The sequence below is a fragment of the Kribbella lupini genome, assembly GCF_039529595.1.
In the GTDB taxonomy this organism is placed as follows: Bacteria; Actinomycetota; Actinomycetes; order Propionibacteriales; family Kribbellaceae; genus Kribbella; species Kribbella lupini.
This window is the reverse complement of record NZ_BAAANC010000002.1, coordinates 229,196-241,412: the sequence shown is the minus strand read 5'-3', so window position 1 is coordinate 241,412 and position 12,217 is coordinate 229,196. Positions and strand designations below refer to the sequence as shown.

Here is a 12,217-nt window from a genome sequence, read left to right as displayed (position 1 = left end):
AATGCCAGTTCAGTCGGCAACACATTGATAAAGTTGATGGATGCTCAACCTGACCCAGCTCAGCGTCCTGGCCGCGGTCGCGCGGCACGGATCGGTGACCGAGGCGGCCCAGGAGTTGCACTACTCGCAGCCGTCGGTCAGCCACCACCTCTCGCGCCTCGAAGCGGCGACCGGCGCCAAGCTCATCCAGCGCGTCGGTCGGGGCATCCGCCTGACGCCTGAGGGGCAGCTCCTGGCCAACCGAGCCGCCGAGATCCTCGGCCGCGTCGACGCGGCCAGCAGCGAGCTCGCGGCGCAGGTCGGGCTGCAGTCAGGTCGCGTCCGCCTCGCCGCCAACGCGTCCGCGCTCAGCACGATCGTGCCCAAGGCGGCCGCCGCGCTCGCACGTTCGTACCCGGGCATCGAGCTGAGCCTGACCGACCACCACCCGGTCGAGTCGCTCCAGCTCCTGCGGCACGGCGAGATCGACGTCGCACTCGTCTTCCAGTACGCCAACGCGCCGGCCGAGCGGGACGAGTTCCGCCTGGTTCACCTCGGCGACGACCCGATCTACCTGATCAGCCGGCAGGCCGACGACAGCCTCACGAACCATCGCGACTCCGCGTGGATCGGCGGCTGCACCCGCTGCGAGGCGGAGCTGCTGGCGGTGTGCCAACAGGCCGGCTTCACGCCCCCGATCGGTTCGCACAGCGACGACATCATCGTCGTGCAGGCCCTGGTCGCCGCTGGCCTGGGCGTCGCGCTCCTGCCCGGGCTCGCGCTGCAGGCTCATCGCCGTACGGACGTCCACACCACCGAGCTCACCGGCCTGCACCGCCAGATCCACGCGGCGACGTACGGCGACCCGCCTGACCCGCCCGCGGTCGCCGCCGTACTCGAAGCCCTTGCCGAGGCCAGTACGTCGGACTAGCGCTCCGGGCCGCGGTCCTCGCGCTGCGGCGTCTGCTGGTGGGCCTTGGACACTGCCGCCGGCGAAGTGCGGCCCTGCTGCGCGTGGTTGGTCGCGTTCAGCTCCGCGGCCTTCTGCAGCTCGGGATCCAGCGCCGGCTGGGCGTCGATGCCCGGTCGGCGGTAGACCAGGTCGCTGGTGTGCCGGCTGTAGATGTCGGTCGTTCCGCCGGGCGAGATCTCGATCAGATTGCCTTTGGTGGTGGCCCGCAGACCGCCGTCGGGGAGGCGCTCGGTGAAGTCCTCACGCGGCGGGTACATCCGCCCGTCGAACTTCAGTCCGGGGTTGGGATCGCGCTCGACCCCGCTGTGCTCGTCCTCGACCCGGTCGAGGGTCTCGGCGAGCTGCCGGAACGCCTCGTCGGCCGTCCTGGCCGGCGGCAACGCACTCAGCCGGTCGTACAGCAGCGCTAACCGTTCGGGCAGACTCAGCCGTGGTTCGTCGGGCACGTCAGCTGTTGACCGCGTCGTGGGCTGAGCGCAGGGCTTCGGCCAGAGAAGAGGTCGTCTCGGCGTGGCCGGCGAAGGCCGACGCGTCGTCGGGGTCGATCGAGAAGCCCCACTCGTCGCCGGCCGCCGTACCGTCGATCACCACGACGCGTGCCGCTCGGACGACGATCGACACCGCGCCGGACGAGTGCACGGTGACGGTACGCCGTACGTCCGGCCCGAAGACCGCGTCGACTTCCTGCTCGACTGCCTGCTGGCTGCTCATCCCCAGTGCCCTCCCACGTCGCGGATCCGCAGTATAGAAGGCCGGACGGCCATCGCCGGCGTGTCTCGTACGGCGGGCAGTGGTGGGGGCGGGCCGCGATCCCCGCGATGATTTCCGGGCCGGTCGGGACCCGTGTGAGGTGGGTCTCCAAAGTTGGGATCGAGGTCCGCGGTCGGTACCGTTGCTTAGGCTATCCTTACCTATTGTCTGGGGAGATCGTGCGAGAGCTCCGAGTCGCCGTTGTCGGTGCTGGACCGGCCGGCATTTACGCCGCCGACATTCTGACCAAGGAGTACGAGGGGGCTCACGTCGACCTGATCGAACGGCTGCCCGCGCCGTTCGGCCTGGTCCGGTACGGCGTCGCGCCGGACCACCCGCGGATCAAGGAGATCATCAAGGCGCTGCACCGGGTGGTCGGCCGGGAGCGGATCCGCTTCTTCGGCAACGTCGAGTTCGGCGTCGACCTCAAGCTCGAGGACCTGCGCCGGTACTACGACGCGGTGATCTTCTCCACCGGCGCGATGGCCGACCGCGAGCTCGCGATCCCGGGCATCGACCTGCCGGGCAGCCACGGCGCCGCGGACTTCGTCAGCTGGTACGCCGGGCACCCCGACGTACCGCGGGAATGGCCGCTCGACGCGCGCCACGTGGCGGTGATCGGCGCGGGCAACGTGGCGCTCGACGTCGCGCGGATGCTGGCCAAGCCGGCCGACGAGCAGCTCACCACCGAGATCGCCGACAACGTCTACCAGGGCCTGAAGGCGAACCAGGCGACCGACGTGCACGTGTTCGCGCGGCGCGGTCCGGCGCAGATCAAGTTCACGCCGATGGAGCTGCGCGAGCTGTCGCACTCGCCGAACGTGGACGTGATCGTGCACCCCGAGGGCTTCGAGATCGACGAGGCCAGCCAGAAGGCGATCAACTCCAGCAAGGGCACGCGGCTGGTCGTCGACACGCTGCTCAAGTACCTCGAGGCCGAACCGACCGGTGCCGCGCACCGGATCCACATCCACCTGTGCCACGCGCCGGTCGAGGTGCTCGGCACCGACCGCGTCGAGGGGCTGCGGACCGAGCGCACCGAGCTGCAGGGCGACGGGACGGTTCGCGGCACCGGCGAGTACGTCGATACTCCGGTGCAGGCGGTCTACCGCGCCGTCGGGTACCTGTCGTCGCACCTGCCCGAGCTGCCGTTCGACCACCAGGCCGGCGTGATGACGAACGACCGCGGACGCGTGCTCGACATCGACGAGGCGCCGCTGCCCGGCCTGTACGTCACCGGCTGGATCAAGCGCGGCCCGATCGGGCTGATCGGGCACACCAAGTCCGACGCCGCCGAGACGATCGCCTGCCTGCTGGCGGACCTCGAGAGCCTGCCGCGGCCGGAGATCACCGACCCGGACGCGATCGTCACCCACCTCGCCGGCCGCGGCGCGACCGTCGTCGACGCCGAGGGCTGGACCCGCCTCGACGCCCACGAGCAGTCGCTCGGTGCGGCGGCCGGCCGTGAGCGCATCAAGGTCGTCCCCCGCGAGGAGATGCTGAAGGCCTCCCAGGGCTGACCCGTACGGCGGGGAGCGGTTGGTCCGGTCCTCGCCGAACGCCTGCGGGCGTCGTACCTCCTCAGGTCTGTGGTGTCCGGTCGGTAGGGTTGGTGACCTGGCGCCGCGGATGAGGGGTGTGGGTGAACAAGGGCTGGTGGTTGATCGTCGTCGGCGCGGTAGGCGTCGCGGCGTGCGTCGCGCGCGGTCCGGAGTCGGACGGTGAGGCCAAGCCCAGCGCTCCGGTGTCCTCGGCAACCAAACCGGCGCCGAAGCCCAAGGCGACCGCGACCTCCACCGACTGGTGGACCGACTACGACCCCGCGCACTTCGCCGTACAGGTCCGCAAGTCGGCCGCCGCGGCGAAGGTCAACCCGCAGCTGCTGATGGCGATCCTCTACAACGAGTCGTACAAACCGCACGACCCGGAGTTCGAACGCTCCTGGCAGAAGATCGACTCCAACCCGGCGCTCGGCATCGCGAACATGCACGAGGCCGCGTTCGAGGACACCCAGCGCGGCCGCCGGATGCCCGGCCGGACGTGGAACGAGTTGCCCGACCATCCCGAGCTCGCCATCGAGGCCGCCGCCTGGCACCTGAGCGACCTCGCGCGAGGCCTCCCGGACCGCCTCCGCACCCAGCTCACCCGGGACGAACTGGTTGCCCTCGGCTACAACGCGGGCCGCGGCAACATGCGCCTGTTCGCCAACGGCCGCAAGCCCGGCTCGCAGGCGCAGTCCTACCTCGACCGCATCCACGACAACTGGCAAAAGTCCGCCGACGCCGTACGGAAGTGAGGCGCGTCAGCGCGGCGTCAGATGCGCTCGTTCGCCCTGGGGGCCGAAGAGGGTGAGTACTTCGGCTGCGCGGTGGTCGGCGCTGCCGAGCCAGTGGGGGAGGCGGGTGTCGAACTCGGCGGCCTCGCCCTCGGTCAGGACGTACTCGTCCTCGCCGAGTATGAAGCGGATGGTGCCGGTGAGGACGTAGAACCACTCGTAGCCCTCGTGGGTCTGGCGTTTGGTGGTCGATGCTCGGCCTGCTGGTGGGTAGACGACCTTGTAGGCCTGGACACCGCCCGGTCTCCGGGTGAGCGGGACGATCGTGAGGCCGGAGCGTCGTACTGGTCGGAGGTGGATCCGGGGGTCGCCGGTGAGTGGTGCCGCGACCAGGTCGTCGAGCGGTACGCCGTGTGCGCGGGCCAGTGGGAGCAGTTGCTCCAGCGTTGGGCGGAGCTTTCCGGTCTCGAGCCGGGAGAGGGTGCTTGCGGTCAGGCCGGTCTCGGCTGCCAGGTCGGCCAAGGTCGTGCTGCGTGCTTGGCGTAACGCTCGCAAGCGTGGTCCGACGCCTTCCAGTACGTCCTTTTCGGGGTTGCCCATGGCCACATCATGCGGATCCGCAACAAGGTTTGCAAGGTCGGAAGTGCCCGGTCGATGCTGGCGGGCATGACGGCAGAAACCTTTTGGGACAACCTGTACGACGAGCGCGAGACCTGGGGTGACCGGGTCAACCCCTTGCTGGTGGAGACGGCCGAGCCCCTGCCGGCCGGCGCCGCGCTCGACCTCGGGTGCGGCGCGGGCGGGGACTCCCTCTGGCTTGCGCAGCGGGGCTGGCAGGTCACCGCCGTGGACATCTCCGGCACGGCTGTCGAGAAGGTCGGCGCGCTCGAGCTGGTTGATGGACGGCAGGGCAGCATCACCGCCGTACGGCACGACCTTTCCCGCACCTTCCCGCCCGGCACCTTCGATCTCGTCTCCGCGCAGTACCTGCAGACCCCCTTCGACTTCCCCCGCAGCGCGGTGCTTCGCAAAGCAGCTCGGGCATTACGCCCCGGCGGTCTCCTCCTGGTCGTCGACCACGGCTCGATCGCGCCCTGGTCCTGGAACCAGGACCCCGACGCCCACTTCACGCCCCCGAGTGAGATCGCGGCCGAGCTCGAGCTCGACCCCGAGCAGTACGCCGTACTCCGGGCCGACAGCCCGCAACGCGAAGCCGTCGGTCCGAGTGGCGTAACCGCGACGGTCACCGACAACGTGCTGCTCATCCAGCGGAGTGGGCGATGAAGGACGTCGGGCCGCCGCGCACCGGGGCGGACGAGAAGGCCACGCTCCAAGGGTTCCTCGACTACTTGCGTGCGGCGATCGCGGGCAAGGTCGCGGGCGTCCCCGAGCCGCAGGTCAGGACGCCGGGCGTCGACTCGGGGACCAACTTGCTGGGGCTGGTCAAGCACGTGACGGCGGTCGAGCGGTTCTACCTGCTGGGCGAGCAGGTCCGGGACTGGAAGAAGACGTTCCACGCCGGCGAGGACGAGACCGTCGACGGCGTACTGGCTGCCTACCGCGAGGTCGTCGAGCGGGCGAACGCGGTGATCGCAGGCTGGACGGACCTCGAGTCATCTGCCGGACCCCGAGGGGCGTCGCGGCGGTGGGTCCTGGTGCACCTGATCGAGGAGACCGGCCGGCACGCCGGGCACGCCGACATCCTGCGGGAACAGCTGGACGGCGCGGTCGGCCGCTGAGCGGGCGGTACGACGTACGGCGGCGCAAAACTAATTTCTTCACGCAAGACAGAAAGTCTTGACAACCTCTCGGTCAGCCTTCAGGGTTCCAATATCCTATCCGATCCGCCCCGGTCGGTACGGCTCACTCGAAGACCACAGAGAGGGTCACCGCTCATGACCAGATCCCGCCGACCCAAGGCGATCCGAGGCCTGATCGCGGGGCTCGCCGTCGCCGTCATCCTGCCGGTGGGGGCGGCGGCCGTCTCGTCGGCCGCCCCGATCACCCCCGGCACGACCACCGCGGTGGGCAAGGCCGACACGACGACCACCGCGGCACTGCCGGCCGCCGACCCGCTCGCGCCCGCGGGCGCCGTCGCGGCCAAGCCCTACATGGGCTGGAGCAGCTACAGCATGGAGGTCTTCTCGCCGCTCGGCGGCAAGTGGATCACCGCGGCCCAGATCAAGGCGCAGTCCGACGCGATGCACGCCAAGCTGCAGCCGTTCGGCTACAAGTACATCAACATCGACGCCGCCTGGAACGACGGGATCGACGCGTACGGCCGACCGACGCCGAGCAAGACGCTGTACCCGAACGGGTTCCAGGAAGTCATCGACCACATCCACGACAACGGCCAGAAGGTCGGGATCTACAGCATCCCCGGCATCTCCGACGCCGTACTGAAGGCGAACCTGCCGATCTACGGCGCTCCCGGCTGCACCACCGGCAACCTGGCCAAGGAGCCGCGGCAGCAGGGCGACTACTGGGGCTTCGGCTACCGGATCGACATGGACAACCCGTGCGCGCAGAAGTACATCGACTCGATCGCGGACCTGTTCGCGAGCTGGGGCATCGACTTCCTCAAGTTCGACAGCGTGACTCCGGGCTCGGGCAAGAACGACCTGTCGCTCGACGCGCGTGACGAGGTGGCCGGCTGGTCGAAGGCGCTGGCCCGGCACAAGATCTGGTTCGAGCTGTCCTGGGCGCTCGACATCCGGTACGCCGACTACTGGAAGTCGGTCGCGAACGGCTGGCGGCTGGACTGGGACGTCGAGTGCTACTGCACCAACGAGGCCCTGACCGCGTGGCCGAACATCTCCCGGCTGTTTCCCAAGGTGGCCGACTGGTGGCGCCACGGTGGGCCCGGCGGCTGGAACGACCTCGACTCGCTCAATGTCGGTAACGGCACGATGGACGGCCTGACCAAGGACGAGCGGCGTACGGCGGCCACGCTGTGGGCGGTCTCGGCCGCGCCGTTCTACATCGGCAACGACATGACCAAGCTCGACCAGTACGGGCTGGACCTGCTGACCAACCGCGAGGTGATCGCGGTGAACCAGGCCGGCCGCCCCGCGCAGCCGGTGTCGACCAAGACCAACCGCCAGGTCTGGTACTCGCTGAACGCGGACAGCTCGTACACCGTTGCCCTGTTCAACCTCGGCACCACCGAGGCGGACATGACGGCGAACTTCGCCGACCTCGGCCTGGACGGCGGCGCGTCGGTGCGCGACCTGTGGGCGGGCAAGGACCTCGGCGCCTTCAAGACCGGCTACACGGCGAAGGTCGTACCGCCGCACGGCGCCCGGCTGTTCAAGGTGACGCCGCAGAAAAAGGTGTCGATCCGGGTCAACGACGACGACCTGCGCGCGCAGTACGACGGCGCCTGGGAGCGCAACGGCAACAAGGAGGTCTCCGCGGTCTCCGAGCCGCTGACCGTCAAGGTGACCGACACCGGCGCGGCCACGCCGCCGCAGGCGGACAACGCCGGCGTCCGGACCGTGACGCTGAACAACGACGACCCGCAGATCAACTACACGGGGTCGTGGAGCCGTAGCACCGGGCGCGGGCTCGGTGACTACCAGGACGACGTGCAGTACACCGAGGCCAACGGCGACGCGTTCACGCACACGTTCGTCGGGACCGGGGTCGACTACTTCACCGAGACCCACGAGTCGCAGGGTGAGGTCGAGATCTACATCGACGGCGAGCTGAAGCAGACCGTCGACACGCACCAGGCCGAGGGCCGCGGCGCGCAGGTGAAGGTCTTCAGCATCTCGGACCTGCCGAACGGCACACACACGATCCGCGGCGTGAAGAAGTCCGGCCAGTTCATGCTGGTCGACAAGCTCGACGTACGGCAGGTCAGCCTGCTGAACCCGGACACCGTTGCCTTCGACAAGAAGGCTCCGGCCGACGTGACGATCGAGATCGCTCGTGACTCGAGCGAGCTGGCGTCGGTCGCCAATGCCGGTACGGCGCTGGTCAAGGGCACCGACTACACCGTTGCCGGGCGTAACGTCACGCTGAAGAAGGAGTACCTGGCCAAGCTCACCACCGGTGACAACGCCCTGGACTTCACCTTCCGCGGCGACTACCGCGACGACATCCACTTCACCACGGCCAACGGCGCCTCGGTCAGCTTCACCTTCCGCGGTACGTCGGTCCAGTGGAACACCGCCAAGGCGCCCGACCAGGGCGAGGCCGACGTCTTCATCGACGGCAAGCTCGTCCAGCGGGTCAACCTGCACAGCGACGAGCGGGTGACCCTCCAGCCGGCCTTCACCCAGTCCGGCCTGAAGGACGCCAACCACACCGTCCGCATCGTGAAGGTCTCCGGAGACGTCCTCCGGTCCGACCAGCTCCGCTACACGATCGGCTAGCAGTAAGCCAGTGAACGGGGCCCGGGATCCCCGGGCCCCGTTCACGTCTCAGGCCAGCCGGATCCGGAACAGCGCGACCCGGGCCTCGTGGCTGTCGACGCTCATCGGCACGCTCCTGGTGCCGGTGAGCTCGAGCTGTACCGTCCCGTCCCCGGGCAGCCAGTCGATCCGGTCGATGCCATTGGCAAACACCTTGCGCTCGGCCGCCTGTCCGGTTGCCTGGTCGTAGCCCGGGTTGTTCGTGTCGGCGGTCCAGATGACCAGGTGCCCGCGCTCGTGGTGCGCCATCACCCGCTCGCGGTGCGTCTTCTTGTGCAGGTCCCACTCGTCGCGCAGGTTCGGGTTCTGCTCGCCGTTGTAGGCGCCGGCCAGGTAGTGCGTGTTGATCAGCACGAACTTCAGCCCCGGGTACGCCGAGTGCTCGACCGCCACCTCGTTGATCCACCGCGGTGGCGTGACGTCGCTGATCCCGCCGTGCACGAAGGTCGCGTTGGAGTTCACCACGGTCCAGGGCTGTGGCACGGAGATCGGCACCCGGTACGACGTGTCGTGCCGCAGGAACGCGTTCTGGTAGGCGTCGCCGAAGTACTGCGAGATCATCGCCGGCTCACCCTCGTCGCCCTCCCGGATCTCCTGCCAGCCGACGACCGGCCGATTCCCCGGGTCGGCGTTGGTGCGGACGTCCCGGATCGCCGCCTCCCGCGCGCCGAGGTTCTTCCGCCCGATGTTCGCCGTCACCACCGGCAGCCGAACCCACGGACTCGCCGCCGCCTGACTCGTGCCGAGCGCCGCTGCCAGCGCCCCACCGCCGAGCATCAGGGCGTGCCGTCTGCTGATCCTGTTCACCATCACTACCTCCGCAAGATCCCGGCGTTCCGGCCGGATGGGCGTGTGTCTTGTCGGCGGGTACGACGTACGGCCCGCCGCGACGGTTGCATGGTCGATGATCGGTAAGGGTCGGATCACGGGCGGAGTGGTTAGCGTGAATGCGTGCTGAAGTTGCCGGTAACTGTTGCTGTCCTGCTGCTCGCCGTCGCCGGGTGTTCGAACGGTGAAGATCCCGCGCCGGTCGCATCTGACGACGGGAAGTTCGCCGTGGTGGCCGGTGACGGGTTCCGGGCGGACGGGAGTTTCGATCCACGGATGACGTGTGACGGGGCGGGGGACTTCTCGCCGCCGTTGGTGTTCCGGCATGTGCCCAGCGGGACCGTGGAGCTGGTGCTGTCGATGGTGGACGACGACAAGGTGAGTCCCCAGGGTGACCCGTTGATCCACTGGGTGGAGTGGAAGATCCCGCCGGGGGCGGGCGGGCTGGCTGAGCACACGAAGCCGAATGAGGCGCGTGAGGCGTTGAGTGATCTCGGCGAGGCGACGTACAACGGGCCTTGTCCGCCGGCAGGGCAGACCCATCACTACCGGTTCACGCTGCTGGCGTTGAACAAGGCGATCGACCTGCCGTACGGCGTACCCGCGCGGACCGTGCTGGCGGCGGCTGAGTCGGCGGTAGTCGACACGGCGGAGTTCGTCGCGACCTATCGGCGCGAGGGGTAACTCGGCGGGGCCTGCGGGATCTCGTCACAGGGTGGGTGGCTGTTCGGTCCAAGTGGGTGACAGCTATTCATCAAGGGGAGAGCAGAGCCATGACTGAACAGAAGCCGACCGTCGTCCTCGTGCACGGGGCGTTCGCGGAGAGCGCGAGCTGGAACGGGGTGGTCGCGCGGTTGCAGGCCGAAGGGGGGCAGACCGTTGCGGCAGGCAACCAATTGCGGAGCCTGGAAGGCGATGCGGCGTACGTGCGGGACGTCGTCGCCGGGGTCGGCGGGCCGGTCGTGCTCGTCGGGCACTCGTACGGCGGGATGGTGATCACCGAGGCGTCGGCGCAGAACGACGCTGTGGTGGGACTCGTGTTCGTCGACGCGTTCGCGCCGGAGCACGGGGAGAGTGCGCTGGAGCTGTCGGCGAAGTTCCCGGGCAGCACGCTCGGTGATGCGCTGGCCGGCTACCCGGTGGCGTCCGGTGGGAACGAGCTGTACATCCGGCAGGACCGGTTCCACCAGCAGTTCTGCGCCGACGTACCGGCGGAGGAGGCGGCGTTGATGGCGGCGACGCAGCGGCCGGTGACCGAGAAGGCGCTGACCGATCCGCTCCCGACCGACGCGCCGGGCTGGCGGACGACGCCGTCGTGGTTCGTGATCAGTGACCAGGACCGCAACATTCCGGTGGCCGCTCACCGGTACTTCGCCGAGCGGGCGGGCGCGCGGACGACCCGCGAGATCGAGGGCGGCTCGCACGCCTTGAGCGTCTCGCAGCCGGGTCCAGTCGCCGAGGTGATCCTCGAAGCCGTCACGGCGGTTTCCAGCTGAGCCAACAAACGAGTTGGCCGCTCGCCCGAGCGAGCGGCCAACTCCTTTGTTCAGCTCCGGGCAGCTGTCGATGCAACTGCTTCACGCGGTACGTCGGCCTCGGTGACGAAGGCCTCGCGCGGCCGCTGCACCGACGCCAGCGAGACGATGTCCCGCCCGTAGAACACCGCGGTGAGCCACACGGCCAGGACGCGGATCTTGCGGTCCCACGTCGGCACCGCCAGCACGTGGTACCCGCGATGCATCAGCCAGGCCAGGAACCCCTTGATCACCAGCCCCCGGAACTGGAAGATCCCCGTGCCCAGTCCGAGCGTGGCGATGGCGCCGAGGCTGTGGTGCACGTACTCCTTCGGAGCGCGACCCCGCAGCGAAGCGCGCAGGTTCTTCGCCAGCAGCTTCCCCTGCCGTACGGCGTGCTGCGCGTTCGGCACCGTGTAGGTTCCGGCAACGGACGCCGCGAGGTCCGGCACCGCCGCGTCGTCCCCGGCGGCCCAGGCGTCCTCGATCGGCTCGTCGTCGGTGCCGACCCGCAGATCCGCCCGGACCAGCAGGCGTCCCTGCGCGTTGACCGGCAGGTCGGTGTGGTTGCGCACGAGCTGCGGCGCGGCGTTGCCGGCCGTCCAGACGATCAGCTCCCCGTCGTACTCGATGCCGTTCGACAGGACGACGTGACCGTCGACGGCCGAGACCATCGAGCAGTCGAGGTGAACGTGGGCGCCGCGCTTCTCGAGCTGCGAGACCACCCACTGCCCGGGACGATCGCTGACCTCGGGCAGGATCCGGTGCTTGGCCTCGACCAGATGAAACGAAAGGTCCGAAGGGGTCAGCTCCGGATAGAAGGACAGCAGCTTGTTGGCCAGCGACAGCAGCTCGGCGAAACCCTCGACCCCGGCGAACCCGCCGCCCACGAAGGTCACCGTCAGCAGTCGCTGCCGCGCCGGACCGGGCGGCAGCACGGACGCTTCGTCGAAGGCCGTCAGCAGCCGGTCGCGAATCGCGACGGCCTCCTCGACGTGCTTCATCCCGATCGCCTGCTCGGTCAGCCCCGGTACGGCGAACGTCCGCGTCACCGCACCGGCGGTCACCACCAGCACGTCGTACTCGATCTCGAAGTCGGCGCCCTGCGTCGGCCGGACGGTGACGGTCTTGCGGCCGTGCTCGATCGTCGTGACGGCGCCGGCGACGATCTTCGTGCGGTGCAGGTTGCGCCGCAGCGAGACCGCCGCGTGCCGGGCCTCGACGGCACCGGACAGCACCTCGGGCAGGAACGGCTGGTACGTCAGGTACGGCCGCGGGTCGATCACGACCACCTTGGCCTCGCCGCGGCGCAGCGTCTTCTCCAGCTTCCAGGCCGTGTAGAACCCGGCGTACCCGCCGCCGACGATCACGATCTTGCGCATGTACGTCCCCTCTCTCCTACTGATGAAGACAAAGCAACCGCCCGAGCTGTGACGCGATCCCTGTCACAACCGCGGGGGCTGCCCGGTCCATTTCAGTG

13 protein-coding genes are annotated in these 12,217 nt (G+C 69.1%); 8 read left to right on the top strand and 5 right to left on the bottom strand.

Annotated elements, in window-relative coordinates; translation table 11 throughout:
- The first annotated feature begins 40 nt into the window (after nucleotides 1–40).
- Nucleotides 41–910, top strand: a complete 870-nt coding sequence (locus ABD235_RS14335) for a LysR family transcriptional regulator (RefSeq protein ID WP_344174234.1) — start codon at nucleotides 41–43, stop codon at nucleotides 908–910.
- Here ABD235_RS14335 and ABD235_RS14330 read toward each other — a convergent pair.
- Both ABD235_RS14330 and ABD235_RS14325 read right to left on the bottom strand, forming a co-directional pair.
- Nucleotides 907–1,398 carry a hypothetical protein gene (locus tag ABD235_RS14330; RefSeq protein WP_344174232.1) on the bottom strand — a complete coding sequence of 164 codons (492 nt, stop codon included), beginning with the start codon at nucleotides 1,396–1,398 and terminating at the stop codon, nucleotides 907–909. The two genes, ABD235_RS14335 and ABD235_RS14330, sit on opposite strands and share 4 nt — an antisense overlap.
- Nucleotide 1,399: 1 nt before the next feature.
- On the bottom strand, nucleotides 1,400–1,663 hold the full coding sequence (locus ABD235_RS14325) for a hypothetical protein (RefSeq protein ID WP_344174230.1): 264 nt from the start codon (nucleotides 1,661–1,663) through the stop codon (nucleotides 1,400–1,402).
- A 218-nt stretch (nucleotides 1,664–1,881) separates the two neighbouring features.
- On the opposite strand from ABD235_RS14325, the gene ABD235_RS14320 reads away from it, so the two are divergent.
- Nucleotides 1,882–3,222, top strand: coding sequence for an FAD-dependent oxidoreductase (locus ABD235_RS14320; RefSeq protein ID WP_344174228.1), 1,341 nt, complete (start codon nucleotides 1,882–1,884; stop codon nucleotides 3,220–3,222).
- A 122-nt stretch (nucleotides 3,223–3,344) separates the two neighbouring features.
- On the top strand, nucleotides 3,345–3,998 hold the full coding sequence (locus tag ABD235_RS14315) for a transglycosylase SLT domain-containing protein (RefSeq protein WP_344174226.1): 654 nt from the start codon (nucleotides 3,345–3,347) through the stop codon (nucleotides 3,996–3,998).
- 6 nt (nucleotides 3,999–4,004) lie between these two features.
- Here the strand turns inward: ABD235_RS14315 and ABD235_RS14310 are convergent, their stop codons facing one another.
- Complete coding sequence (locus ABD235_RS14310; RefSeq protein ID WP_344174224.1) at nucleotides 4,005–4,577, bottom strand: helix-turn-helix domain-containing protein; 573 nt, start codon at nucleotides 4,575–4,577, stop codon at nucleotides 4,005–4,007.
- 66 nt (nucleotides 4,578–4,643) lie between these two features.
- Here ABD235_RS14310 and ABD235_RS14305 point away from each other — a divergent pair, with 66 nt between their 5' ends.
- From ABD235_RS14305 to ABD235_RS14295, 3 genes are all read left to right on the top strand, one after another.
- Nucleotides 4,644–5,261, top strand: a complete 618-nt coding sequence (locus ABD235_RS14305) for a class I SAM-dependent methyltransferase (protein ID WP_344174222.1) — start codon at nucleotides 4,644–4,646, stop codon at nucleotides 5,259–5,261.
- The gene (locus ABD235_RS14300; RefSeq protein WP_344174220.1) at nucleotides 5,258–5,716 is read left to right on the top strand and encodes a DinB family protein; all 459 of its coding nucleotides are present in this window, start codon (nucleotides 5,258–5,260) and stop codon (nucleotides 5,714–5,716) included. Before ABD235_RS14305 ends, ABD235_RS14300 begins: the two co-directional genes overlap by 4 nt.
- A 156-nt stretch (nucleotides 5,717–5,872) precedes the next feature.
- A complete protein-coding gene (locus ABD235_RS14295) occupies nucleotides 5,873–8,356 on the top strand; it encodes a X2-like carbohydrate binding domain-containing protein (protein WP_344174218.1) in 2,484 nt (827 codons plus the stop codon).
- A gap of 48 nt (nucleotides 8,357–8,404) precedes the next feature.
- Here ABD235_RS14295 and ABD235_RS14290 read toward each other — a convergent pair whose 3' ends face one another.
- Entirely contained in the window at nucleotides 8,405–9,205 is an 801-nt protein-coding gene (locus ABD235_RS14290) for a hypothetical protein (RefSeq protein WP_344174216.1), read from the bottom strand.
- Between the two features lie 141 nt (nucleotides 9,206–9,346).
- On the opposite strand from ABD235_RS14290, the gene ABD235_RS14285 reads away from it, so the two are divergent.
- Together ABD235_RS14285 and ABD235_RS14280 are read left to right on the top strand one after the other, a co-directional pair.
- Nucleotides 9,347–9,907: a YbhB/YbcL family Raf kinase inhibitor-like protein gene (locus ABD235_RS14285; protein WP_344174214.1), complete on the top strand. Its 561-nt coding sequence runs from the start codon at nucleotides 9,347–9,349 to the stop codon at nucleotides 9,905–9,907.
- 89 nt (nucleotides 9,908–9,996) lie between these two features.
- Nucleotides 9,997–10,719 (top strand): alpha/beta fold hydrolase, encoded by a 723-nt coding sequence (locus ABD235_RS14280; protein WP_344174212.1) that lies wholly within the window; start codon nucleotides 9,997–9,999, stop codon nucleotides 10,717–10,719.
- 50 nt (nucleotides 10,720–10,769) lie between these two features.
- Here ABD235_RS14280 and ABD235_RS14275 read toward each other — a convergent pair whose 3' ends face one another.
- The gene (locus ABD235_RS14275) at nucleotides 10,770–12,119 is read right to left on the bottom strand and encodes an NAD(P)/FAD-dependent oxidoreductase (protein ID WP_344174210.1); all 1,350 of its coding nucleotides are present in this window, start codon (nucleotides 12,117–12,119) and stop codon (nucleotides 10,770–10,772) included.
- Nucleotides 12,120–12,217 lie beyond the last annotated feature (98 nt).

Bases quoted from the DNA above. Each gene is read 5' to 3' on its own strand.
- ABD235_RS14335 (WP_344174234.1), top strand. From the start codon at position 41: ATGCTCAACCTGACCCAGCTCAGCGTCCTGGCCGCGGTCGCGCGGCAC.
- ABD235_RS14325 (WP_344174230.1), bottom strand. From the start codon at position 1,663: ATGAGCAGCCAGCAGGCAGTCGAGCAGGAAGTCGACGCGGTCTTCGGG.
- ABD235_RS14310 (WP_344174224.1), bottom strand. From the start codon at position 4,577: ATGGGCAACCCCGAAAAGGACGTACTGGAAGGCGTCGGACCACGCTTG.
- ABD235_RS14305 (WP_344174222.1), top strand. From the start codon at position 4,644: ATGACGGCAGAAACCTTTTGGGACAACCTGTACGACGAGCGCGAGACC.
- ABD235_RS14300 (WP_344174220.1), top strand. From the start codon at position 5,258: ATGAAGGACGTCGGGCCGCCGCGCACCGGGGCGGACGAGAAGGCCACG.
- ABD235_RS14295 (WP_344174218.1), top strand. From the start codon at position 5,873: ATGACCAGATCCCGCCGACCCAAGGCGATCCGAGGCCTGATCGCGGGG.
- ABD235_RS14290 (WP_344174216.1), bottom strand. From the start codon at position 9,205: ATGGTGAACAGGATCAGCAGACGGCACGCCCTGATGCTCGGCGGTGGG.
- ABD235_RS14280 (WP_344174212.1), top strand. From the start codon at position 9,997: ATGACTGAACAGAAGCCGACCGTCGTCCTCGTGCACGGGGCGTTCGCG.
- ABD235_RS14275 (WP_344174210.1), bottom strand. From the start codon at position 12,119: ATGCGCAAGATCGTGATCGTCGGCGGCGGGTACGCCGGGTTCTACACG.